Origin of the sequence: Thalassotalea marina (genome assembly GCF_014656435.1) — a bacterium.
GTDB lineage: Bacteria > Pseudomonadota > Gammaproteobacteria > Enterobacterales > Alteromonadaceae > Thalassotalea_C > Thalassotalea_C marina.
The window spans coordinates 70,484-95,732 of record NZ_BNCK01000011.1; the positions used below are offsets into that span (position 1 = coordinate 70,484).

A 25,249-nucleotide genomic window follows, 5' to 3' on the forward strand; every position below is an offset into this window, starting at 1 on the left:
TTATCAATGCATTTCTATTGTTGCGTTTAATGACACTAAGTTGTGCGCATTTTGACGGTTGTCCAATTTTCTTTTTGATAATCTTGTTGGCGTAAACGAAGTAAAAATAAACAAGTTAAAACACTAATTAAGTATTTTAGTTAAGTTTTGTTCATAAGAAATTTTTAAGGATATGTATATGAAAAAGATCGCCCTATTAGCTGGTTGTTTAGCTTTTGGTTCTGCTAATGCTAATTTGATCACAAACGGAAACTTTGAAAACGGTTATAACGGGTTTCTATCTGAATTAACATTAGCTCAAACAGGCTCGACAGGCTTTTATCCTGAAGGCGTGTATGCGGTTACATCAGATCCAAAAAAACACCACCCAGATGCTACTAGCTATGGTGATCATACATATTTTAATGATGCTACAACAACAGGCCATATGTTAGCTGTTAATGGTTCAAGTCGAGCAAATACCATTATTTGGACGACCGGTAGCATTGCTGTTCAACAGAATTCACAATATGATTTTGGTGCTTTTTTATCTTCTTGGCATCCAGCATCTCCGGCTGAATTATTATTCAGTATCAATGGGGAAACGATTGGCAACCTAACTGCTTCAACTACAACAGGGAAGTGGGAACATTTCTTTAGTACTTGGAACTCAGGTACTAATGATTTTGCAACTATCTCTATTGTTAATAACAACACAGCACCAGCAGGTAATGATTTTGCATTAGATGACCTGTATTTTGGTGAAGCTATTTTCTCTAGAGCAACTCAAGTACCAGAACCAACAGGTTTTGCATTACTTGCTTTAGGTTTGGCTGGTGCCATGACAATGCGTCGCAGAAAAAGTGCTGTAAAATAATGTAATACCATAACTGAATGTAACAGTTCTCTTTATAGCTTACTATTTATAGTAGCTAGCCGCTTACACCTTGGTGTAAGCGGCATTTTTATTTGTATTATTTAAACTTATACCACACTAGAAAATTAACCCTGTTGCGTGTTTTGACGGTAAGTTTTGCGCGTTTTGTCGGTTGTTTAGTGAACAGCTGAAGTAAACTTTTGGCGTTAGTAAAAGCAAGCAGGCCTTTAGTGCATTGTATTAAGGGTCAAGCACATTAGCGGTTAGTAATAACCGTTAATGTGTGCCTTTACCTCATATAACAAACAAGCATTGTCAAAACACAAGGATAGGTATATGAACAAACTGCTTGGTAAGCAGGTATTAAAATATCTCATTATAGTAATTGTATGGTTACTTTCCCCAATGGTGTCGTATGCTAAAGTTGTCCATAGTGGACAGGCTATTTCGCTTCATATTCCACTAGCATCTATGTCGGGGGAAGAACAATCAATCATTTTGCCCGTTGATATTGACCAAGACGGCCAGGTCGACTTAACGCTGGCACACTATGCCACTTTTGATATTTCAAACTGTGCAAATGAAGCTACATGTTCATTAACAACTACTGGGGGAAAAAGTCGCTGGCAACTTCATGGTTTACCCAGCGGGAAAACACGCTTTTTAACAAGTAATGAAGGTGAGCTACGTCTGTTAAATCAAGGCGAAGTGATAAACGAAACTAAAGCTTTATGGAATGCCAAAAGGCACTTTTTTGATGGTCAGCAAAGAGAAGCACTCATTGGAGTGCAATTTGAGCGTAATAACAACTCGCATTATGCATGGCTATTAATTAATAAAACTGCGGTTGATTCCAATGGCACCAGGTTGGAGATAGCTGCTTATGCCTACCAGTCAGAGGCAAATAAGAGCATAGCTGCCGGTTCAATAACTGAGCCTTATTTAGTCTCTGAGCCTAGTAGTTTATTCCTGATCTTCTTATCGCTTATCGTAATATTTGTTATAAGAAAGTTGTCGGCTTTTATCGCTAATCATCAAGTGTAGATGCCTAGTTCACTTAATTGAAGAATATAGAGCACCTAATGAGGCCGGTAGAGTAAAGCTACTGGCCTTTACAATATGTAAACCGATAAAAGGTTTATCACTAATCACCATTGTTATGATGAGATACGCGCAGTAAAATCTTGCCTTTTGCACGTTTACTTTGGCTACGTTGATGTGCTTGTTTTATCTCTTCAAGTGGATAAGTAGAATCAATGACTACTTTTATTTTGCCATTATCAATTAAGTTGGCAATCGTTGTTAGGTCATTAGCGTCCGGTGTGACCCACAAACGTTGGTAAATAACTTGATGGCTAGAAGCTAATTCATCGGGTATTTCATCCAACAATGAAATAAGGTAACCACCTTTTTTCACTACATTTAGAGAGCGCTCAACTACCTGATTGCCTCCTACGGCGGCTAATACAAAATCAAGTTCTGATAGTTTCTCTGTAAAATCTTCCGTTTGATAGTCAATAAACTCATCGACACCCAGTGACTCAACAAAAGCTTGGCTGGCTTTTGATGCTGTGCCAATAACATAAGCACCTAATGCCTTAGCCATTTGCACAGCAAACATACCCACGCCGCCGCTTGCATTATGAATTAAGATACGGTCGCCTTGTTTTAACTGACCTGCCTTGGTTAATGCTTGCCAAGCGGTGGTTGCTGCAAGTGGTACCGCAGCTGATGTTATCAAGTCCAAAGATTGTGGTTTATTGGCAACCAACTCAGCATCAACTGCAATGTATTGTGCGTAGCCGCCTTGTTTTAAAATAGGCGTGTAAGCAAATACTGCTTGTCCTATTTTTAAATGTTTCACCTCTTGGCCTAATTGGGCAATCTCTCCAGCTACATCCCAGCCTAAAATCAACGGCAAGGTGTGTACATTGTGCTGCTTAAAAAAGCCTTCACGAACCATCCAATCCACTGGGTTTACTGCGCTGGCGTGAACTTTAATTAATACTTGATTGTCGGCTATCTCAGGTAACGGACGTTGGCCAATGATTAAATTGTCTTCATTACCGTATTGCTCAATATATGCTGCTTGCATGATTTAATTCCTTATTTTCGTTCTGTTTTTTAAGTTTATGTGTGTATTTTTCTATAAATAATTGATATGGTCTAATTGATGGTTGGTATGAAATATATTGTTAAAATCAATGTGTTTGTTAGGTGTTATTGAGCAAGGAACTAAGATAAAGACAAATTATGGCGTTAAGTGATTTAAATCTAATGGTCATTTTTGATGTGATTATGCAAGAACGCTCTGTCACTAAAGCGTCTCATCGATTGGCCATGACACAACCTTCAGTCTCAAATGCTATTTCTCGAATGCGACATGTATGGCAAGACCCTATTTTTGTCAAAGAAGGCAGGGGAATAAAGCCAACGCCCTTTGCTGAAAACATGTGGTTAAAAGTGCGCCAACCATTAATTGATATTCGCCACGCTGCTCAAATAACGAAGTCTGATATTCGTCAGCTTGCTCGAACGTTTCGAATTGCCAGTACCGATTGGATGACTGACTTATTCTGGTTGCCACTGCGACAACGCATTGAGCAACACGCACCCCTGGTTAATTTGCATGCGGTGCCGTATCAAGTAAACGGTGAAAAATTATTATTAAATGCAGATGTTGATATGGTGCTTGATTATTTCGAAGGGGCTAATGAACATATACATAGCAAGCTATTGTTCAATAACCATTTTGTTTGTGCGATGCGGCCTCAACACGCATTAGCGCAAAAGGCATTAACCTTAGACTATTTTTGCCAAGCACAACATTTATTAATGTCTTTATCAGGAGATGCAAAAGGTAGTGTAGATCGGTATTTGGCACAAATTGGTACAAGCCGTCGTATTGCTATGACAGTAAATCATTGCGCCAATATGGCAAAAATCCTAACCCAAACCGACCTTATTACCACCATACCCTTACCGTTAATCATGAAACAGCTTGAGCAAGGACAGCTTATTGCAAAACCTTTGCCTTTTGATTTATCACCTGCGCCGATTTCTATGACTTGGCATGTACGTCAGCAACGAGATGATGCACACAGTTGGTTGAGACAGCAAGTGCTCGATGTGGTGCAACAAGAAGTTGCACCGTTAATTGATGCTACCAGTCATTTGATTTAGCTAGCGTAATAGAAAATAAAAGCAAGGGGAGCGGCGAAACCAGCGACAACAATAATCGCTCTAGGTCCCCATACCCCTTTTTTCCCCTTGATCATAAATAGCGCTGATAACGCAAGGAAGATCAGCATAACGGCATACAGATCTGAAAAGTAGGTCCAGGCTTTTCTCGCTTCGTTTAAGTGCAAGAAGTTTAAACTGCGTAGAATGGGCCTAGGTTTGATTTGCTCTATAATCACTTGATTACTGTCAAGGTTGAGCATCAAGGTTTGCTCGTTGGTGGTAAACAGTTTTAATTGGCTCGGGGATTGCCAAAAACGCGCTTTAATTTTGCTATTAAGCTGCAAACTAATCAGTAAATCGGTTTCAAAGCTGTCTCGTTCAACCATTTGTTTCAGTGCTGGTATTGTTTGAGTGTTGTGTATCACTTGATAGTTTGGGTTCCAGTCCTCAACATGATTTAACGCAATACCCGATATGGCAAAAATTAATGTCACACCAACACAAAAATAACCAATATCTCGGTGTAAACTGCGGTTTAACTTAAACCAATTAACGTTTTTAAACATAACGACAAATAATCTAACACCTAGATATTAGTCAGCGATGGTTACGCCAACAGGGTTAAGTTGATAAACCGTGATGGCTTGGGTAACGCTATTTTCATCAAAGGTTTCATTTTGCTCTTCAGCTTGATAAGCCAAATAACGCTTGGTTTGCTCTAAATCCAATGGAATAGCCGTCAGAGGGCCTGTTGCATAGGCGGTTTTGCCCATAGTTGTCATGGGGAATACCATGTCACCGTCACGCACTTTAATGCGCAATGTTTTGTACTGTTTATCTGAGGCCAACTCCATCCAACAGCCACGCTTTTTGCAAACTTTGACTATAGTGCCCTGAACGGTAACCGATTGATCCAAATAGTTTTCTGGTGTAGATAAAATAGTAGATATTGCGGTTAGTTTTGATTTATCGGCGCCACTTCCAAAAACAGAATCAGCAAAACTAAGGTTTGAAAACATAAAAGCCGAGGTACTAATTAATGTTAACAGTAATTTTTTTTGAAACATCAGATATCCTTATTGTGAGCGCTTGGGCTGTTGGTTATCTTGTGAAATATTGTCGTCAAGTGCAAGGTATTTTATCTTTGACTTTAAGCCATTAGCCGATAAATTGCGTTGGGCGTTTTCCTCATTTCTGCTACATTGAGCGCCAAACATTTGCCATTACCTCTGCTATGAATAAACAACGCAATCGCATCGTTCGGCTAAAACAGACGTCTGTCGAACATGTCTTTGAAAAAGAAACCTTACTACTAAAACAGTTGCAGTCAGGCCAATTAGATCAATGTTTAATGTTGTGGCAAACCGATACGCCTACCTTAGTATTGCCAGCGAGCAGTAAGTGGCCAGACACAGATGAGTTGCGTAGCGAGTTAGTAAACAACGGTTGGAAGGTGATTTCTCGCCGAACAGGTGGCGCCCCTGTGCCACAAACAAAGGGCGTGATCAACCTGTCTCATATGTATGTTTGGCCCAAGGAAACGCCATATTCTATCCCTGTCGCCTATGAAAATTTATGTCAGGTGTTGTGTGGTTTTTTTGCATCATACGGTTTATCAACACAGGTGCATGCTACGCCGTATTCTTATTGTGACGGGGATTACAACATCAATATTAATCAGCAAAAAATTGTCGGCACGGCGCAACGGGTATTGTTAAAGTCAGGAGGTGATAAAGTGGTACTGGCTCAAGCCTGTATATTGATTGATGACGATTTAAATGAACTGGTTAAACCGGTGAATACGTGTTATGCGCTCAGTGGTAACGAAGAAAGAGTAAAAGCCAAGGTGCATACTTGTTTGTTTGATCATATCGATGAAAAACCTAGTATCGATAATTTATTTCAAGGGATCACTCAAGCCTTTATTGATAGTGAGTTGTATAAATAGTGAGTTGTATAAATAGCGTGATGGAAAAAGAGGCTAGGGTAAGGGAGTCTAGCCTCTTTGGTTTACCTACTAAAACTTAACACTAGCGCCTACAAAGTAGCGAGCGCCGTATTCGTCAATACTGTGATATACATCGAACTCAGGCAAAGTGGTAATTCTCGCTTCATTTAAGATATTAACCCCTTCAACACTAACATCTAAATAGTCTGTTACATGCCAAACAAACGAGGCATCTAATTGATGGTATGGTTTATTAGTGGCTAGGGCGCTGCTTTCAAAGCTTAACCACTCATCACGTGCGTTATAGGCTAATCGCGCGCTAAAGGTGTCATCTTCATAATAGGCGGCAATATTAAAGGAGTTGCGTGAAACTCTATCTAGTCGCTGCTTTTCACCCGCAGGATTCACCACGGAACTATCTGTGTAGGTGTAGTTAAACTGCGCGCCAAAGCCATTACCAAAGTCTTGTTGATATTGAAATTCAACACCAGAAACATCTGCTGTACCAACGTTTCTAAAACGAGTAACCAAACAAGATTGTGAACAGCCATCAAGCGATTCTCGTGCAGCTGTTGTATAAATGTAGTCGCTTATGTTCTTTTGAAATAGCGTCACACCAAGTAATGACGACGGATCAAAATACCACTCTAGCCCTAAATCGTATTGATCCGATTTATAAGGTTCGATATCTGGATTACCTATGGTTGCGGTTTCCATCGTAGGCACTAAACTTGCCGACATTTTCATTTGATCGTAGTCTGGACGCGCGACACTTGAACCGGCAGCAAAGCGCAATAACACGTCTTGGCTAAGGTCGGCGACAATATTTAAGCTAGGTAAAATATTGCTATAAGACTTTTTACCTGTAGCAGGTTGACCGTCAATTTCACCGGTTGATGCAACATCTGTGTCGACAAATCTAACCCCTAAATTACCTCGAAAGCCTTCGCCGCTAAAGTTAGCTTTCACATAAGCAGAGGTAATATCTTCCTCAATACTAAAGGCTTCAGTTGCCCGTGTTGCTGATTTGTTAGCATGGGCATAATCCCATATATCATTATTCATCAAGGCAAAAGCACTTAAGGTGCCTGCACGTCCTTCTTTGCCATGTAAACCAGATACATGCCCACCGTTGTAATCCGAAAGGCGTAATCCATCAGCCATTGCCTTTTGGATCAAGCCATCATCGTAGCGATCAATACGTGCTGAAAACTCTTGATCTTGAATTTTTACACCTACTTGAAGTGAGGTAAAAATGCCGTAATCTAGGTTATGTTGAAAGTCTAACTGAGCATAGTTAATTTCGTTATCACGAATGTTGTTCACAAAGCTAAACTCGTTATGGATCATCATTTGATCATGGTCCATGGCATAGTCTGGATGTGTTAAATCAAGCTCATGAGGTCCTGAAATATCAAAAGTAAAACCAGTTTTTTCACTGTTTTCTAAGTTCCCCCACCAAGTACTTGATTGCAGACCTCTAGATTTTGCCGTCGACTGGCCTATAACTGCACTAAGTGTCCAATCATCTTGTTCGTATTCTGCGGTAAGGTTAAGCACATCCATTTGCATGTGAGGTGCACGAACAATACTGTTGTTAAACAATGGCACCAAAGGTTGTTCACCACCAAAAGGTACGGTTGTGACTCGTGTGGTTACGCCTTTATCGTTGACTACTGCAGTTGATGCGTCATATTCAGAAAATAGTTGAGGAACGGCGAACATTGCAGTGTTTAAATGCTCGTTTTTCAGACTGAAATCATTGTAGTCCAATACCAAGTTCAAGCGATCAGAGGCCTGATATTGCAAGGTGACTTGGGTACTTTCACGCTTTCTTTCTTCGTCAAATAAAATTGATGCCATAGCACCCGGCGCTGTTGGTATATTGCCGGCAGAATCAGGATTGTTAAGAGGGCCTGGGGCACCAAACGAACGTAAAGTCTCACGGTAAACATTTATATTTTCAACTGAATAGGCAGCTAGAATACCAAAATTGTCATTGTCGTTTTTCCAGCTGTATAAACCCGAACCATTTGCTGACCAGTCACCGTCTGACTTACTGTATGCGCCTTCAGTTGACGCAAATACGGTGTTGGCATCTAAGTCTAGTGGACGACGAGTTTTTAGGTTAATGGTACCACCGATGGCACCTTCATTAACGTTTGATTCGACAGACTTGTATACGTCCATACCAGCCACTTGTTCAGCCGATAGCATTTCAAAGTTAAAGCTTCGGTTAAACGGTGCTAAGTCAAACCAGCCAACAGAAGCAACATTTTGGCCATTGAGTAACACCAAACTGTGTTGAGGAGCCGTACCTCGAATGGTAACGCCGTCAACCTCAGAAAAGTCGCGTGATACGGTAATGCCTGGGATACGCTGTAGAGCATCACCGATATTTTTGTCAGGGAATTTACCAATATCTTCAGCTGAAATTGAATCAACAACGGCGTCACTAAAACGCTTATTGTTTAACGCTTGTTTTAAACTGCCGCGAATACCGGTGACTTCAATGACTTCTACTTTATTCGAAGCATTTTGTTGATCGTTAGCTTGTGCTACTGGGCCAAATAGTGCCGCAGATATAGCAAGAGCAAGATAACTGGCGATTGGCTTTTTCATCTTGTTATGTTCCTTGTCGTTACCTGTTGTATTGTTATTTTTTTACTGTTTTTATTAGTAAAACAATTATACTAATTATTAATCAATCAATTTGACTAAATGTCAATCATTAATTTGTTTATTTATTAATCTTTTTTTAAATTAACTGGTTTATAAGGCTTTTTGCGCTGATTGTGCGGCTGGAATAACTGCAAATATAAGTGCTAAGTTGTGAATAATGGGCTAATTCATAGTCTGAACGACACGCCGCGACGATTAGTCTATTGCCAAGCAGATTTAATAGCTCAAGCACTCGTTGCTGTTGCTCGATTAGATCAAAACTTTCCCCCGGCAGCGGGTAATCTTCAGTAACGATAACAATCGGCTTGTCATCGCTTAGTGCACTGTGTTGACGATTAAATTGTTCAAATGGCACATGTGTATAGTTTGCCTGTTTTACGTTTAGAGCTTTGAGTATCGCATCACGCGCAGGAACTGGGTCGTTAGGTCCTATGCCTCTGTCGTTTACTAAGGATTCATAGCCTTTAGGATTTGCTGCAAAGGTAAGGTAAAACGCTTGCTCTTGAAGCGGTAACCAGTTGTTGGCATTTCTCAATATTTTTATACTCTGTTCACTCGCTTGTTGGGCGATTTGCTGACAAGTGTTTTTACTAAGCTGTGTTGGTTTGAATGGCGCAGCAAGTTTTAAGTACCGTGTACATAATACTTTGTTTAAAGCTTCGTCTATGATGGCTTCATCCAAGTCGCCTGTTTCTACTGCCAATATAACCCCGGCTAAGGTGTCTTGCTGTATTTGCTTGTATGGCGTTTGGCTATTTTCGTAATGCTCTTCGCTTAACATAATTAAATGAGCGCCTGCCTTCAAGGCTTGCACTGCCGCAGCTACTGGGTGATAGTTTTTGCGCATTGCCCACATGTTCATGCTGTCGGTAATAATTAAGCCATCAAAGCCCATTTGTTGTTTAAGCAAGCTGGTTAATATTTTTCGAGATAGCGTCGCTGGATATTGTTCATCAAGCTGCGGGTAACAGATATGACTGGTCATAATCAAGTTAACACCTGCATCGATAGCCGATTGAAAAGGTGCTAAATCTTGCTGCTTTAGTTGAGCAAGTGATTTATCAACAATAGGTAACGCCTGATGGCTGTCGGTTGCCGTATCTCCATGACCAGGGAAGTGTTTTGCACAACTCATGTTTGATGTTGTTAGAACTCCTCTTACCGCGGCGGCGACGTGATTTCCTACTTGCTCAGGCTGTTCACCAAAAGAGCGTTGACCGATAATTGGGTTATCGGGGTTGGCATTTACATCCGCACATGGCGAAAGCAAGGTATTGTAGCCAAGACGTTGCATTTGCTCAGCAAACACTTGGTACATGGATTGAGTCAGCGAAGTATCATTTGCAATGCCTAATGCCAAATTACCCGGGCCGAGGTCGGTTTCATGGGTCAAAATACCCCATGCTCCTTCTTGGTCAACCGCCAGAATCAGCGGTGCATCACATGCCCGAAGGCTTGCTTGTTGTTGCAATAATTGCGACAAGGCTAAGGCATCATTACTTGAGCTAGCGTTATCATCGGTAATGTAAAAGCCACCAATGTGATGATCACGTACCAAGGACACAGCATAGTCTTTGTCTTCTCCAGCAAACGCCAAAATAAACAACTGGCCAACTTTCTCTTTGAGCGAAAGACTATCAATTAATGCGCTTACTTTAGTGTTTATATCCATGTTTCACCTTTTTTTGGGCACGACTTCGCCACCTTGGCCAGTCGCAAGTTTTCAATTTATGGTAAATTGCTGTTAGGCGGCGCTTTGATTTACGCCAGTAATTAAACCAACGAGCTGCTCTTTTGAGACATCTTTTACCGCGACATCGGCTGCAGAAGTACCTTGGTAGAGCACAACAGCGCGATCACAAGTTTCAACCACATGTTGCATGTTGTGACTAATCAATAACACAGCAACACCTTGGCCACTAATGACATTGATAAGTTCATTTACTTGAGCACTTTGTTCTACACCCAGTGCTGCTGTTGGCTCGTCCATAATAACGATATCTGCTCCCCAGTTAACGGCTCTGGCAATAGCAACGGCTTGCCTTTGACCACCAGAAAGGTTGTGAATTTTTTCTTTGTAGCTAGGAATACGGCTATTTAGACGATTGATCGCCTTACGGCCTCTGTGCTCCATGGCTTTGGTGTCTAACCAGCCAAACCACGCCAAAATTGGGTTTTTATGACGAATTTCTCGGTTTAAAAATAGATTTTCAGTGATATTAAATTCCGGCACCATGGCCAAATCTTGAAACACGGTTTCAATACCACTAGCACGGGCATCTAAAGGTGAGTTAATGTTCACCTCTTGACCATTAACTAATATTTGCCCCGAGTCAGGCGCATGAATACCAGAAATACAACGCACTAACGTCGATTTACCGGCACCGTTATCGCCCAACAAACCAACTACTTCGCCTTTATTAATGGTAAAGGAAACATCGCGCAGCGCTTGCACGCCACCAAAAGATTTACTGATATGTTTAACTTCCAGTGCAACTTGGTCTAAAGCAGTTCTAACCATTTTTAAGCTCCTTAACACCAATGGTGACGGCGATAATTAAAATTACGCCACGGGCAATCATTTGTTCGTTGGTGGAAAAGCCAGATAAAATTAAGCCATTGTTGATCATACCCATAAGCCAAGAGCCTAAAATTGCGCCAACAATACTGGCACGGCCACCAAATAAGCTAGTACCACCAATGGCAACTGCTGCAATGACGGTGAGCAGATCAGCTTCACCTAAGGTATAGCGTGCGCCATGTAAGCGACCGGCATATAAAAGCCCAGCTAAAGCCGCAGCAACTGAAGAAATCACCAGTGCATTTAACCTTACTCTCACTACGTTAATCCCCATAGCCAGTGCCGCTTTTGGGCTACCACCAACCGCAAGTAAGTGGCGGCCAAATACCAGCTTATTCAAGGCTAAGTATGCAATGCCCGCAATAACAATGGTCCACAAGAACAACACAGGTATGCCAAAAACTTCTCCAGCACCAAAGTAAAAGGTAAAGTCGGGGTTGATAATAGGCACAGATTCCAAGTTAGAAATTTGGCGGGCTACACCTGTAATCACGCCCATGGTGCCCAAAGTGATCAGAAGTGACGACACTTGCAGACGCTCAATCAACAAACCGTTAATTAATCCAACACATACGCCCACCAAAAGTGCCCCAGCAACCGCTACTGGAATACCAAATTGCTCTAATAGGAGTGCGCCAACCAATGCTGAAAGCGCAACCACTGCACCTATAGATAAATCAATGTGTCCTACGGCAAGGGCAAAGGTTAAACCAACAGCCATAATAGTAATCGGCGCTGTTTGCCTAATAATGTTCATGAAATTATTGACACTAAGAAAGGCCGTATCATGTAAAACAATGGCAAATAAGGCCAGTACCACAAAAAATATGTAGTAGATAAAAGCTTCGCGTTTTAACGCTAAGCGTTTGAAATTAAAACGTTCTGAATGGGCAGTTAACACAACAGACTCCTTGATTAATGTGCTAAAGCGCGTGATAACGAATTAGGCAATGGCTGGTTAAAAGCTTGCTGCCAAATCGTTTTAATATTTGGTTGTGTGACTTTGTCATATGGCACTAAGGTGTAGGGGGCCGCTTGATGACCTAGAATTGACAGTGCAGCCAATTTTGCCATGGTTTCACCTATGGTAAATGGGCGGTCAGAAACTACGCCATACATGTTGCCATTGAGTGCCATATCAACCAAGTTACTGACACCTAGATCATGGCTGATCACCTTAATATCGCGTCTACCTTGTGCTCTTAGTGCTTCAATAACACCTTCGGCTGGCGTATCCCAAGAGACATAGATAGCTTTTAAATTCGGGTGTTGTAGTAATATAGCTGCCGCAATGTTCGACGTTTCGTGTTCATTCACAAAGCCTTTTTCAGCAGCAATGCGAATATTCGGGTAATTGGATAAATGCTGACGAAAGGCACGGTCACGGTTGTTGGTGATAAAATAGCTAGCATCGTGATAAATAACGGCAATATCACCTTGCTCTTTTGTCGCTTGTGCCATTAAGTCTGCCGCAGCTTTTCCCATACCAAACATGTCGTCAGTGACTATGCCGACGTAATCTTTACCCTGAACAAAGTCGGGAATCGGGTTGCTAAGCAATACTAGCTTGCTGCCCTGATCAACGAGTTTTTGATAGCTAGATTTTGCACTGACACCATCGATGGCAAGCGACAGGATAAAGTCTGGCTTAAGCGCACTGACATTTTCAATGTCGGCTACTTGTTTAGCAGGATCTAATTGTGCATCTGTAACTGCAACAACCTCTACACCTAACTTGTTAAATGCTTCTTTTGCCCCTGAAGATACAGCATTTACCCATGGACTAGAGCCATGCCACACCAGTGCTGCGGTGAGTTTTTTACCTTTAATTTTTTCAACCTGCTCGGCGCTCAGCGCGACGGTTGATGAAGGCACAGCGCCGTCTAGCGCTTGAACTGAGCTCGCAACACTTGCAAATGACATGGTTGAAATGAACAAGATCAATAAGTTAACAAAACAAAACTTTGATAACCTATTACCATGTTGTGGCAATAGCCCCATAGGATAATCTCCTTGAATACCAATTCTAATGCTGGTCATTTTTTATTAATTGAGTAACATATTAGAGTTGAAAAATAATATGTCAATCATTTTGACTTAATGTTTTTGCACTTTTTTTGAACAGGCTTTTGTTAGGGAAAAGTGGTGAAAATGTAATGAAAATACTTAAAGTGCAAGTTAAATGACGCTAAATCGAGGAAAGCTGTATAGTGAAAGGCTCTAATTCAAAGCAAAATAAAGCAATAAACTTACGACTCGTTTTGTCAGAAATTGTCACTTGTGCCCCAATTTCCCGAGTAGAAATTTCTCGTCGCACGTTATTAACCAAACAAACCATTACCAATTTAGTTGAAGAATTATTAGCGGTTGAGTTAATTGAAGAAGTAGGCATTAAAAAAGAAGGCTCAGTAGGTAAGCCGTCAAAAATGCTAAGTTTAAAAGCTGACACGGCCTTTAGCGTTGCATTTCGTGTTATGCCAAACGAATTGAATGCGGGTATTTATACATTAACGGGTGAGCAAATCTTCTCGCTAAAAAAATTACTAGGGCATGAAGATGTTATCGTTGTTGCCAAGCGCTGCTTGGATGAATTGCTTGTGCAGGCAGGTATTGGTCACGAGCAGATATTATCTGCAGCACTAAGTGTTAGCCAAGCAGACGCTCAAAATTTGCAAGATCACCAGTCTGCCAAGGCGTTACAACAAGCGTTAAGTGAACAACTACAATTGCCCGTTGCACTTGAAACCACTGCCGCAGCTTGTGCCGCGTTTCATATGTTGTATGGCGAAGCAAAACAATTGCACAGCTTTATTTATGTTCATATTGGTGATGTTGTTGAATCTGCAGTGGTGTTTGATAGAAAAATTATGTTGGGGCAAAACGGCTTAACCGGCGCGATTGGCGACTGTTTTGTCACGCCTGAAACGGATCAAGCAACTGGTGAACTAGGCCGACTCAATGATTTTGCCTCCTTAAACAGTTTAAAACAATATTTAGCTCAAACTGATATTAGCAATTGGCAATTACGAGAGTTATGTCAGGAAGAACTGCCCACAGCAGAGCGCTGGGTCGAGCGAGCCGCAGAGCCGTTACGTATTGCTATTCACACGCTAGAGTCACTGCTTAATTGCCAAACCATTATTTTAGGGGGCGATTTAGACGATTGGTTATTGGACAAGTTAATTACTCAATTGCGTCCTTACATACCGTCGATAGCTCAATATGGGCAACGTGATGTTATGCGTTTAATCAAAACCCCTAATGTTGGAGTGGTATCGCTTAAAGGTGTTGCCACATTACCTATTCATGCTGCGCTTAGTGATGAAAACATGAAAACGATTTTGTTTAATCCATTGCAGCTGAAAAGCCCCGTGCAGCAGCTTTTATATGGTTAGTTACTTGAGTGACTTTTAATCAATTGCTCTAACACCTCTATACTTTCAATGTTCCACATATCCTCACAATAGGTTAAGTGTGAACTTTTGATCTTAAAAGGCATTGGGGTAAATCCTTTATCTTGACTAACCAAGGCGTGATTTAATTTCGCCTCGTCTTCAGGTGTCCATTGTTGGCCAAAACGGATTTTAGTTTGCTGATACGTAGCAATGGCTAAATCTAACTGCTTCGTTTCAAATAAAGCTCTAGCTTGATACAGGCCATGTAAATAACTTTTTAGCTCACTATTTGAAAGTGCTAACACTTGTTGCCATTGAGCCAATCGGCTGTTCTCCTCCATGAGAGAATATTGTGCAAACACCACCGACATTTCTCGCCCTAAAGTGTTATAGATGCTCATTGAGGCTTCTAATTGCTCAATCGCTTCTTGATGTTTTCCCTGTTCAGACAGAGCCCAGCCCAACATAAAAAGCGTATCGGCATTGGTTATCGGGTTGTAGAAGTTGTCGTTATTTAGCAGGTGTTTAAAGGTTAACTCTGCTTGCTGCAAGGCAATTAAACGTTTTTGCAAACCTCGATTGATTCCATGATCTAATTGAGCAAAACCTAAAAGAAACTGTCCTCGTTCTCTGCCAACCTTATCGTTCAGTTGTTGGGCTAATTGTAATGAAGTTTCTATCGGCGCTATCGCTAATTGACCATAGTGATATTGAATAAAGAAAAACCCCAAATATTGCAAAGCGTCAATTTGGGGTTTAACAACGCCCATCTCTTGATACATAGCAATAGCTTTTGTTAAAGCGTCATAGCGCTTTTCAACATCATAAAGGTAGTTTTGACCGATAGCATGCAGCGTGTTGGCGATACCGAGTTTGTTATCTAACACGTAGTAATAGTCTAACGCTTTTGACAACGTATTCTGGTTTTCAGCTAGATCTGCAAAAGGATCTGTTTCTGGTCCCACATTGGTGGGGCTGCCTAAATAATACAAAGCTTCGGCTTCGTTTGATAAGCTTTTGTATGGCCGTGAGATGGCATCAGCTTTATTAAGTAACATATGACGCTGTGCAAATTGGTCATTAGTATAGTGACTTTGCGCTTTTAGGCGGTAAGCATCAGCCAACAAGTAGTTTCGATGATATTTTTTGGCAATAGTGATTGCTTGTTCTATGTGTTGTTTGGCTTTGATTAAGTCAATTTGGTGCAAATAAATTTTTGCCAACCCTAGATGAGCGCCTAATCGCACATCAGTTTTAGCATGGGGCGGTTGTAGAAGTTGACTAAAACTTGTGGTTGCTGCCTGCCAATGTCCTAATAAATAGTCGACTTCTGCCATTTTTAAGTGGATAAACGCGTTATCAGGCTCGTTGATAAGGGCAGCGTTTAAGTAGTTTTTAGCCAGCAGTGGCCCTTTACCCGTTAAGGCTTGCAGTGCCTGAGCATAATCACGCTGAGCGATATCACTGTGAAAAACGATGTTGGTCTCGTCATTACCGACTTTTGACTGATTAAAGTTAGTCGCTACTTTTGACACTAAATCACTAATGGAAGAGGGGAGTTCAGGAAAAGGTACACTTCCTGTGGCAATAATCTCTTTTTTGTCATAAATGCGATAATTAAATCGCAACAGTTTCTGGTCTTTACTCACTGATGCTACTAGAGCGTATTGGGCATTTAAACTGTCGAGCAATGCAATGATTTGTTGGCTATCATTGTGTATCTGCTGCATGTTTTGTTGAGCTAACACGCCCTGCACGACATAAGGTGGGATAACTTGGCTATTAATTTTAGCCGCAAGGCCATTAGTAAACATGTCGGAATAACCTAGCTCTAGCCAATCGAGCGAATCATCTCCTGTATTATTGTCAAAAGGGAGTACCAACACACTTGATTGAGTTGTTTGTTTAATCGCTAATTCATTGTTTGCTGACTGGTTTGGCTGTAGAAAAAACGCGGCCAATACAGCGATAAACAGCATCAGTACGACACTAAGTCGCTGCATCGTTGAGAATACATTTTTTCTTTTTTCGTCTAATACTGGCTCTATTTCTTGCTGTTGCTCTTGGTATTCATCTATTGCTGAAGTAGAAGAGATGTTTGGTTTTTCAATCTCTGGCTTGGCAATTATTTCAACATCTTGAAAAATCCATTCATAGCCTTTCATGTGCACTGTGCGAATAAAGCGAGGAGATTGTGCTGATTCTCCAAGTAACTTTCTTATTTCTCGAATACTCTGGATCAGCGAGTTTTCTCGGTACTCTGCTTGTGCCCAATTAGCTTCTAATAATTGTTCCTTGCTGATCACTTGTAATCGATTTTCCAATAAATACTGCAACACATCGGCGACTTTTTTACGCAGATATTGCTGACTATCGGGACTGATAAATTCGCGTGTCTCGGTGTTAAATTGAAAGTGACTAAATTTATAAAGTGTCATTAATGGAAGCTAAGGTTTCTTAAATGTATAAACATGAAAATATTATCGTTATTTGAGCTTAATTTCATGCGCTCAGTGAAAATTTTATCTAAATTTTAGCTAAATTTCATAACTTATATCTTTGCATTTATTAAAGTTTTCCCTGTATTTACAACAAGGGTAAAACTTAATGTTTGAGTTGCTTGATAACAATATAGCTACATATTTGGCCCATGACACTTGGTCGATTTGGACCATCATTATGGTTTTTCTTGCTGGAGTAATGACTAGCTTTACACCTTGTGTGTATCCAATGATACCTATTACGGTAGGTGTGTTTGGACACCAAAGAAATAATCAAAGTAAACAAACATCCTTTGGACCATTTTTTTACGTCGCAGGCCTTGCCATTGTTTATGCAGGTTTGGGCGTTTTTGCCGCTCTTAGTGGCAAAATGTTTGGCCAAGTATCAACACATCCTTTTGGTTACATCTTCATGGCTAACCTGTGTTTTATCTTTGCTTTTTGGATGCTTGGTTGGCTGAAAATGCCTCATTTTAGTGTCGGGCAGCGTTGGCCAGACAAGGTTAAACACCCTTATATTCGCTTATTTGTCATGGGAGCAGCATCTGGTTTAGTCGCGGCGCCATGCACCGCTCCTGTATTAGCTATGTTGTTAATGCATGTTGCAACATCAGGTAGCCCTGTTTACGGCAGTCTATTAATGACGGCGTTTGCTTATGGCATGGGCTTTTTGCTGCTACTACTAGCGTATTCATCTCAATGGCTTTCTCGATTACCACGTTCAGGTTGGTGGTTAAATGTTTCTCAATGGGGCTTTGGTCTGCTGATGTTTTTCACCGGACAATATTTCTTGGTTGAAGCGGGTAAGTTGTTGTTTTAAAGCTCTATCTACTCAGTATTTTATGTTTTTAAACTTTATTAATAGGAAAATGTATGAAGAAAAAATATCGATTGTTACACGCGTTGTGTATATATGCAGCCTTGACCAGTGTGCCAGTTTTAGCTGCCGATGTTGGTAAAAATGTCAGTGACTTTTCTGTCACAACGGTAAAGGGTCAAACGTTAAACTTTAAAACTCAACAATTGAAAAAACCAATTTATCTAAAATTTTGGGCAACTTGGTGCTCCTACTGCACAGAAGAAATGCCGCATTTTGAACAGAGTTTTCAAACATACCAAGACAAGATGGACTTTGTCGCGGTCAATGTCGGTATGAATGATTCAGTCGCCAGAGCAAACAAGTACTTTTCTCGCCATGGCTTTCAAGTACCTTTAGTGTTTGACGAATTTGGCGACACTGTTGGGCATTTCAATGTAAAAGGCACGCCGTTACACGTGCTAATTGATAAAAACGGACAGGTAATTCATCGCTCGGCATTAATCACTGATGCGCTCAAACGTAAACTTGCCGAATTGGTTAAGGGGAGCAACTAATGAAAACAATTTCTCTAATCGCTACGTTGGTATTGCTCTGTTTGCAATTTAATGTGTTGGCAAACGATAAAATATTTGAACGTATAGAATTTAAACAAGATGTGTTTGGCGCAACACATCATATTGCGGCATCAGCAGGGACTAAACCTGTGATATTGGTATTTTTTGAACCATACACTGGCTATGGTTTAGCGCAAGCCAACACGCTATATGCAGATTTTAACGACGACTTTACCTTTTATGGTATTGCACCAGCGATGAATAGCACGGCTGACATTGTTGCTAACGCGGCGCAACAACATCAAGTCACCTTCGGGGTATTTTTTGATGAAAACAATGTGATTTCTCGTCAACTTAAAGCTTGGCAACATCCAAGTTTTATTGTGTTTGATAGTGAGGGTAAACAGCTATCTGGCGCGCTGATGTCAGTTAATGAAATAACACAGTTTATAAAAACACTTCGTAAATAAGGAGAATATGAAAAATGAAGAAGATGATTATTGCGTTATGCTGTGTTTTTTGGGGCGCTAATGTCGCCGCTCTAGAAAAGAATATTGCAGCCAATATTCACGCAAATACCTTATCACACGGAGAGTTGAAGCTAAGTGTAAAAAATTTAACAAAGCCTACCGTGATTTTATTTTCAGATAGTTTGTGCCCGTTTAGGCATTTACCACAATGTGAACAAAAAATTGCTGTCTTTAATGATTTAGTGAGTCGCTATCAGGATAAAGCGCAGTGGTTGCAAATTGTTAAAGGGTATTATGTAGACGAACAACATGTACGTGGCTACGTAGAACGATTTAAATTTAATGTACCTACTATTTGGGATACCGATAATAAAATTTTTACTGATTATCAGGTGTTTGGTAACCCTTATCTAATTATTGTTGATCAGCAAGGACAAATTTATTATCGCACTGAAGAGTTTGGCCAAGATTTAAACAAGGCGGTAAAGTCACTTTAAAATCTTTTAAAATTTAAAGGGAGCAACCAACTGGTGCTCCCAAAATAAAAAACCAATACCAAGTTATTGATGGGTAACTTGATACTGGTAGAAACTTTATCGTTTTAACAAGGTGATAGCGTCGCTCACGTCCATGGGTTTATAAAAGTAAAACCCTTGAATCGTTTCAATATTTAAGCTGGTTAACATATTGAGTTGCTCTTGCGTTTCTACACCTTCTACAACAATCGACTTGTTCAAGTTTTTCATGATCGACACTATGCCTTCAATCAGCGTATAAGAGCTAGGATTAGTGGTTATGTCGGCGACAAAAGCCCTGTCAATTTTGATGATATTAATTGGCAGCCTTAACAAATAACTTAGTGATGAAAAGCCCGCGCCAAAGTCATCGAGGCAGATACTAAAACCAAATTTCTTCAATTCAGCCAATCTCGCCAATGCGTTGTCTGAATTTATTAACGCATTTTCAGTGACTTCAATTTCAACTCGTGAAAAATCAATCTGATGTGAAGAGAATATTTGCTTTAAATCATAGATGAAGGTTTCGTGATTGAGCGAATTGGCTGAAATATTAAATGACACTGGTACTGTAATACTGGGGTTGTTGATTAACACTTGGCAAAGCTGTTCGGCAACATATAAATCAAAACCGTAGTTCATGCCTGACTTTTCAACAACCGGAATAAATGCACCCGGTGGGATCAGCTTACCTTCTTTAGTGCGCCAGCGTATTAATCCTTCAAAGCCAACCACTTCACTGGTGTCGGTTGCAACTTTAGGTTGCAGCTGCAAAAACAACTCTTTGTTATCTAAACCAACCCGCAGTTCATTGAGTAAGGTCATACTCTTTTTCGATTCAAGTTCGTATGATGCATCAAAGGTTTCCCCTGCACCTCGCTTTTTCTCCTTGGCAACATTTAACGCTAGTTCCGCCTTTCTTAAGGCGGATTCTGCATTTACTGCTGTATTGCCTTCATAGGGAAGGTTGCAATGTCCTACAGTCATTCCCATGCGAATTGATTGACTCTCAACTAATATTGGCCGAGAGCAGCGCAGCGCAACATCATTGGCACTGAGGTGGTTTTTGTAGGTTAACACGGCAAATACGTCAGAATGTAATCTGGCAACAACCGATTTTTCACCAAAGATCTGTTTAATATTCTCTGCTGTTTTTTTCAAGATGGCATCACCAAACTCATATCCCATTGAGGTGACAACATGGTGGAAATAATCAATATCTAAAATAAACAAGCTACATTCTTGGGCATGTTCGTACAAATAACGTTGTGCAACATCTAATAAACCTGCGCGATTATAAAGGCCTGTTAATTCATCATGAAAAGCGGCCTTGTTTAAGTGAGCAAAGTATTTAGCACTTTCTAAACCTAAGGCGACATTCATGCAGAAAATTTGCAGAATTTCTTGATCGGCTTGGCGCAAGGTTGCGGCATTTTCAGCAACGATCACACCCTGCCATCCCGCTGGAGTAGATAAATAAAGAAAGCTAAAATTATCAAGGTAAACGTGTTTTTGTTGTTCAATTGCTTGCATTATTTGTGTTGCCATGGGCAATTCGTCAGCAACGGCTGCGATATTTTTACCAAAAAAAGGCTGAAATTTTTCATTGGCAGCAACAATATAATAACCATTGTCCTCAGACTTGATGGCAAATGGCCCATGGTGTGGTCGTTGAGAAACACAAAACATGCTTTGTGTGGTAAGGTCGAATAGGGCGTCAATTTGTTCTAATACACCACTTGAAAACTCGTAAACAGAACGTTCTTGCATCAGTGATGCCGATGCCTGAATCACTTTTCTTAAACCCGTTCTACTTTTTTCTAATGCGGTCAAGTGTTGATAGCTTCGAATGCTAGTGGCGACAGAGGTAAACAATCGGCTACGTGTTAATTCCCCTTTTGTTTTATAAGCATTAATGTCATAACGAATAATAATGTCTTCTTCTGGGGCGTATCCAGGCTGCCCGGTACGTAAAATAATTTGCAAACTTGAGTTATTTAACTGTTGACGAATTTTTTCTACCAGTTGCAACCCTGCATCATCCGTTTCCATGACAACATCTAACAGTACCACGGCCATTTCAGGGTATTGTTTAATTAATTCAAACCCTTCTTTTTCCGAATATGCACTAACAAACTTAAGTTCTCGACCATAAATAGTGACGTTTTTTAATGCCAAAATCGTGACTTCATGAACTGAAGGTTCATCATCAATAATGCCAATGATCCATGGTGGGTTATTATTGTTCTTTGGGCTTTTTTCTGTCTCTTCTTCGGCAAATGTTATTAATTCATCACTCATTATTCTTAGAATCCTTTGGCAGTGAAAGCGGGAGGGTTAAAGTGAAAGTGGTACCCTCATTCAGTTTGCTGGCAACTTGTATTTTTCCAGCCAATGCGCCTACAACAGTATTATAGACAATATTAAGCCCTAGACCTGAGCCTCCTTGACCTAGCTTTGTAGTGTAGAAAGGGTCAAAGATCTTCGACAGGTTTTCAGGTGCAATGCCTTGTCCATTATCAGAAACAGTAATGCTGACTGTAGCTTCATCTTGGCAAGCCCTAATGGTAATTTTACCTGCATCAACCACATCAAAAGCGTGGTTTACCGCATTATTAAACAAATTAGTAATAACTTGACCAAGTGGGCCAGGATAACTGTCCAGTTCTATATCATTGGCGATATTGACTTCAATATCAATAGCTCGATTTTTAACTTTATGTTTGAGCGTGATAATAACTTCATCAACGACCTCGTGTAATAAAAATAGGCGACGTGCTTCACTGGTTTGGTCTACTGCCACTTGTTTAAAGCTGTTAATCAAAGTAGAAGCTTTTTCTAATGCTGGTACCAATACATGTAAACATTCTTGGCAGTTATCTTCAAAATCTCCCAAAGCAGAGCGTTTAAGTTTCCCTGACTTGATATCTTCGATAAAACGAGAAATATGGGATTCAATGGTTGTCGCAACCGTAACGGCCACACCGATAGGTGTGTTCACTTCATGTGCAACACCCGCAACAACATTGCCCAAGGAGGCAAGCTTTTCCTTTTCTACCAGTTGTTGCTGAGCGGCTTGTAACTCCTGCATATTTTTGGAAATAAGCTCATTATCTTGACGTTTTTGTTTGATAAATCGTTTAACCGTGTTCTCTGCCACAGATAAGATGAAAGCAAATATGGCGATGCCGATAACCAGCGTTGTGGCGTAAATGGCAGATATAATTTTGATTTGTTTATTATGTTCACTGATAAGGTTTTCGATGTTCATCAGAACCACTTGGTAGCCGATATGATCGCCATTAAAATTAGCAATTATGGTGGTTGAGGCTGCTAAGCCCTTTTCTAAATCAACCTCACCTTCAATGGCTCTGTGAATTTGCTCCACTTTATGCTGATCTAAGGTGATACTCGCATCATAATTAATTGAATAATTGGGCAGCAAGTTCAATTCATTTTTTCGACCTGTCATTTGATACACTTGGTTGCTGTTCTCTTCAGGTACCAGTGACTGCTCAAATAGTTCAAAGATATTAACTTGAAATTGATTCTCTATTTGCCTCAATACATGACCAATTTCCATACCCACTTCAATATATCCAAGTAATGTTCCGCGGTCGAAAATTGGACTAACAGTACGTAAAGTAAAGGTGCCTAATACACCAAATTCTAATCCTGATACCGTTTGCATGCTTTGTTCACTGGCAAGCATAGTATGGCGGTTGACGATATCACCAAAACGCTCTGGCTGATGTGCGCGGTAAAGGACTTTTCGTTGCGCAGATACAAGATAAAAATGTGTTACGTTTTGATGGTCATTGAGGTATCGATAGATCGAATGAACTTCTTCAAAGGTTTTACGCTCGCCAGCTAATAACGCCTTGATACGCTCGTTTTCACTTAAGGAAAAATTAATTAAAGCTTGTACCGCCTTTTGTGAAGCTATTTCTTTTTGGTAAAAGCTGGTTACTTCTTGAAATTGTCGTTCAATATTGTCTTTTAATACGACGTTTGCAAAATGAGTAGTGGAGTATATGGTGACAAAAAACGTGATGGCGAGAATTAAAATAAAGGTGAATAAAATAGGCAGCTTGATGCGCTCAGCGTTTAATAGCCTGTCGTAAACTCCTTTTAACATCTTGGGAAGGAATCCTTTTACCGCAAAACTCAATGTACTACATATGTTTTTTATAGTGTAACTTCTTCAATAAATCAAAAGTTCTTATCTATTTGATGACTTTATTTGGCAAAAGTAGTTAAAAATACCTTAATACCCATGAAGAGCACCTGTGTGCCGAATTTGATACGAAATGGAAAATAAAGTGTCGCGAAATCGACACACATTTTCTAAGTTGTTCACGTTGTGATTTTGCAAAAGTTGTTTTAAAACAGTTGTCTAGGTTTTATTTTCTTGTTGGCATTAATCTTGGACTATGACCTTGTAGTGTTGTAAACATTGAGGTCAATATGGACATAAAAAGAGAGGTAGTACACAAGCCCATTTTGCTAAATTACTGGTATCTGTTTCCCATCATTGCTGTGTTGTGGTTAGTTTGGAGCTATCGTGACGTATTTAGTGATGCATCATACTTTGTAGAACGAGAAAAACTGGTTACAGCAAAAGTTGAACAGGGAACATTTCAAGTTAATGTACGAGCTTCTGGCTTACTTAAACCAGCGGAAATTCGCTGGGTTGCATCACAAGTTGCTGGTCGTGTTGAGCAAGTACTAGTCAAACCAGGCGCGCAAGTTGAACAGGGACAATTGTTGGTTCAGCTATCAAACCCTGAGTTATTGCGAGAGCGCGAAAAAGTGCAATGGGAGCTTGCCGCTAACAAAGCAGATAACCATGCGGCTTTGGTCAGTATGGAATCACAATTACTCGATCTGGAAAATGTTGTGATCGCTGCAGAATATGACTATCAGGCAGCGAAACTAAAATTGGATGCTGAAACCCAGCTGATCGCACAAGGCAATGCCACAGTATCGCAGTTAGATTACAAAAGAAGTCAGCTGGCGGTTGATCAGCAGTTGCAGTTTTGGCAGGCACAACAACAAAAAACCAAAAAAATGAAAGCTAAATTGGCGGCGACACAAACGGCACAACAAGCAAGAATTAACCTTATTGAAAACAACTTACAGCGCATGCAAGAGCAAGTTGATGCCTTGGCCATTCGAGCACAACAAACAGGCGTAGTTCAACAAGTGTCATTGGAATTAGGGGAACGTGCACAAGTAGGCGATAGCGTTGCATTAATTGCAGATCAACAAAAACTATTTGCTGAGCTTCAAGTACCAGAGGTCAGAATTCAAGATATTGTCTTAGGGCAATTGGTGGTTATCGATACACGAAATAGTGAAATTATTGGCAAAGTTTCAAGGATTGATCCAGCGGTAACCGGCGGTATGGTGCAGGTAGATGTGCAATTAACCGATGAACTACCCGTGGATGCTCGCCCTGAATTGACCGTTGATGCATTAATTGAAATTAGTAATATCGAACAAACTCTTTATGTAAAAAGGCCAATGTTTGCGCCACGTAATACAACAACGGGTCTTTATAAGTTGGTTGAACAGGGCGGCTTTGCACGTAAAACACTGGTTAAATTAGGGCAGAGCTCTGTGAACAAAATACAAATTGAATCGGGTTTGCAAGTCGGGGATGAAATTATCATTTCTGATACCAGTGATTGGCAAGATCACCAAACCATCATGATTAACTAAAGCCTAGCCCCAAATTAATA

General features: G+C 40.4%; 22 protein-coding genes. 10 read left to right on the top strand and 12 right to left on the bottom strand.

Features of this window, described 5'->3' with window-relative positions:
- Positions 1 to 178 precede the first annotated feature (178 nt).
- Both IE199_RS19615 and IE199_RS19620 read left to right on the top strand, forming a co-directional pair.
- Complete coding sequence (locus IE199_RS19615) at positions 179 to 856, top strand: PEP-CTERM sorting domain-containing protein (protein ID WP_189774096.1); 678 nt, start codon at positions 179 to 181, stop codon at positions 854 to 856.
- Between the two features lie 336 nt (positions 857 to 1,192).
- A complete protein-coding gene (locus IE199_RS19620; protein ID WP_189774098.1) occupies positions 1,193 to 1,900 on the top strand; it encodes a hypothetical protein in 708 nt (235 codons plus the stop codon).
- 100 nt (positions 1,901 to 2,000) lie between these two features.
- Here the strand turns inward: IE199_RS19620 and IE199_RS19625 are convergent, their stop codons facing one another.
- Positions 2,001 to 2,951 (bottom strand): NADP-dependent oxidoreductase, encoded by a 951-nt coding sequence (locus IE199_RS19625; protein WP_189774100.1) that lies wholly within the window; start codon positions 2,949 to 2,951, stop codon positions 2,001 to 2,003.
- Positions 2,952 to 3,109: 158 nt separating this feature from the next.
- Here IE199_RS19625 and IE199_RS19630 point away from each other — a divergent pair, with 158 nt between their 5' ends.
- The gene (locus tag IE199_RS19630; protein WP_189774102.1) at positions 3,110 to 4,039 is read left to right on the top strand and encodes a LysR family transcriptional regulator; all 930 of its coding nucleotides are present in this window, start codon (positions 3,110 to 3,112) and stop codon (positions 4,037 to 4,039) included.
- Here IE199_RS19630 and IE199_RS19635 read toward each other — a convergent pair.
- From IE199_RS19635 to IE199_RS19645, 3 genes are read right to left on the bottom strand one after another with little or no spacing between them, the layout of a single operon-like run.
- A complete protein-coding gene (locus IE199_RS19635) occupies positions 4,036 to 4,605 on the bottom strand; it encodes a PepSY-associated TM helix domain-containing protein (RefSeq protein WP_189774104.1) in 570 nt (189 codons plus the stop codon). The two genes, IE199_RS19630 and IE199_RS19635, sit on opposite strands and share 4 nt — an antisense overlap.
- A 27-nt stretch (positions 4,606 to 4,632) precedes the next feature.
- A complete protein-coding gene (locus IE199_RS19640) occupies positions 4,633 to 5,106 on the bottom strand; it encodes a DUF4920 domain-containing protein (protein WP_229854863.1) in 474 nt (157 codons plus the stop codon).
- 9 nt (positions 5,107 to 5,115) lie between these two features.
- Positions 5,116 to 5,256 (bottom strand): hypothetical protein, encoded by a 141-nt coding sequence (locus tag IE199_RS19645; protein WP_189774105.1) that lies wholly within the window; start codon positions 5,254 to 5,256, stop codon positions 5,116 to 5,118.
- Positions 5,257 to 5,273: 17 nt separating this feature from the next.
- On the opposite strand from IE199_RS19645, the gene IE199_RS19650 reads away from it, so the two are divergent.
- Positions 5,274 to 5,987, top strand: a complete 714-nt coding sequence (locus IE199_RS19650; protein ID WP_189774107.1) for a lipoate--protein ligase family protein — start codon at positions 5,274 to 5,276, stop codon at positions 5,985 to 5,987.
- 69 nt (positions 5,988 to 6,056) lie between these two features.
- Here IE199_RS19650 and IE199_RS19655 read toward each other — a convergent pair whose 3' ends face one another.
- The 5 genes from IE199_RS19655 to IE199_RS19675 form a co-directional block, all read right to left on the bottom strand.
- A complete protein-coding gene (locus IE199_RS19655; RefSeq protein WP_189774109.1) occupies positions 6,057 to 8,609 on the bottom strand; it encodes a TonB-dependent receptor in 2,553 nt (850 codons plus the stop codon).
- Between the two features lie 136 nt (positions 8,610 to 8,745).
- Entirely contained in the window at positions 8,746 to 10,341 is a 1,596-nt protein-coding gene (locus IE199_RS19660) for a glycoside hydrolase family 3 protein (protein WP_189774111.1), read from the bottom strand.
- Between the two features lie 72 nt (positions 10,342 to 10,413).
- Complete coding sequence (locus tag IE199_RS19665) at positions 10,414 to 11,190, bottom strand: ATP-binding cassette domain-containing protein (protein WP_189774113.1); 777 nt, start codon at positions 11,188 to 11,190, stop codon at positions 10,414 to 10,416.
- Positions 11,183 to 12,151, bottom strand: coding sequence for an ABC transporter permease (locus tag IE199_RS19670; protein WP_189774115.1), 969 nt, complete (start codon positions 12,149 to 12,151; stop codon positions 11,183 to 11,185). Before IE199_RS19670 ends, IE199_RS19665 begins: the two co-directional genes overlap by 8 nt.
- 14 nt (positions 12,152 to 12,165) lie before the next feature.
- The gene (locus IE199_RS19675) at positions 12,166 to 13,290 is read right to left on the bottom strand and encodes a substrate-binding domain-containing protein (RefSeq protein ID WP_229854865.1); all 1,125 of its coding nucleotides are present in this window, start codon (positions 13,288 to 13,290) and stop codon (positions 12,166 to 12,168) included.
- 170 nt (positions 13,291 to 13,460) lie between these two features.
- On the opposite strand from IE199_RS19675, the gene IE199_RS19680 reads away from it, so the two are divergent.
- A complete protein-coding gene (locus tag IE199_RS19680) occupies positions 13,461 to 14,645 on the top strand; it encodes an ROK family transcriptional regulator (RefSeq protein ID WP_189774117.1) in 1,185 nt (394 codons plus the stop codon).
- Here IE199_RS19680 and IE199_RS19685 read toward each other — a convergent pair.
- Positions 14,642 to 17,083 (bottom strand): winged helix-turn-helix domain-containing protein, encoded by a 2,442-nt coding sequence (locus IE199_RS19685; protein WP_189774119.1) that lies wholly within the window; start codon positions 17,081 to 17,083, stop codon positions 14,642 to 14,644. The two genes, IE199_RS19680 and IE199_RS19685, sit on opposite strands and share 4 nt — an antisense overlap.
- Positions 17,084 to 17,252: 169 nt before the next feature.
- On the opposite strand from IE199_RS19685, the gene IE199_RS19690 reads away from it, so the two are divergent.
- Genes IE199_RS19690 through IE199_RS19705 form a run of 4 tightly spaced genes read left to right on the top strand, consistent with a single transcriptional unit; the run spans position 17,253 to position 19,487 of the window.
- On the top strand, positions 17,253 to 17,966 hold the full coding sequence (locus IE199_RS19690) for a cytochrome c biogenesis protein CcdA (RefSeq protein WP_189774121.1): 714 nt from the start codon (positions 17,253 to 17,255) through the stop codon (positions 17,964 to 17,966).
- 53 nt (positions 17,967 to 18,019) lie between these two features.
- Positions 18,020 to 18,520 carry a TlpA family protein disulfide reductase gene (locus IE199_RS19695; RefSeq protein WP_189774122.1) on the top strand — a complete coding sequence of 167 codons (501 nt, stop codon included), beginning with the start codon at positions 18,020 to 18,022 and terminating at the stop codon, positions 18,518 to 18,520.
- On the top strand, positions 18,520 to 18,990 hold the full coding sequence (locus IE199_RS19700) for a peroxiredoxin family protein (RefSeq protein WP_189774129.1): 471 nt from the start codon (positions 18,520 to 18,522) through the stop codon (positions 18,988 to 18,990). Before IE199_RS19695 ends, IE199_RS19700 begins: the two co-directional genes overlap by 1 nt.
- 14 nt (positions 18,991 to 19,004) lie before the next feature.
- The gene (locus IE199_RS19705; RefSeq protein WP_189774136.1) at positions 19,005 to 19,487 is read left to right on the top strand and encodes a peroxiredoxin family protein; all 483 of its coding nucleotides are present in this window, start codon (positions 19,005 to 19,007) and stop codon (positions 19,485 to 19,487) included.
- 96 nt (positions 19,488 to 19,583) lie between these two features.
- On the opposite strand, the gene IE199_RS19710 is transcribed toward IE199_RS19705, so the two are convergent.
- Positions 19,584 to 21,806 (bottom strand): two-component system response regulator, encoded by a 2,223-nt coding sequence (locus IE199_RS19710; RefSeq protein ID WP_189774139.1) that lies wholly within the window; start codon positions 21,804 to 21,806, stop codon positions 19,584 to 19,586.
- On the bottom strand, positions 21,799 to 23,643 hold the full coding sequence (locus IE199_RS19715; RefSeq protein ID WP_189774140.1) for an ATP-binding protein: 1,845 nt from the start codon (positions 23,641 to 23,643) through the stop codon (positions 21,799 to 21,801). Before IE199_RS19715 ends, IE199_RS19710 begins: the two co-directional genes overlap by 8 nt.
- A gap of 329 nt (positions 23,644 to 23,972) precedes the next feature.
- Between IE199_RS19715 and IE199_RS19720 the strand changes: the two genes are divergently transcribed.
- Positions 23,973 to 25,229 (top strand): efflux RND transporter periplasmic adaptor subunit, encoded by a 1,257-nt coding sequence (locus IE199_RS19720; RefSeq protein ID WP_189774142.1) that lies wholly within the window; start codon positions 23,973 to 23,975, stop codon positions 25,227 to 25,229.
- Positions 25,230 to 25,249: the final 20 nt, after the last annotated feature.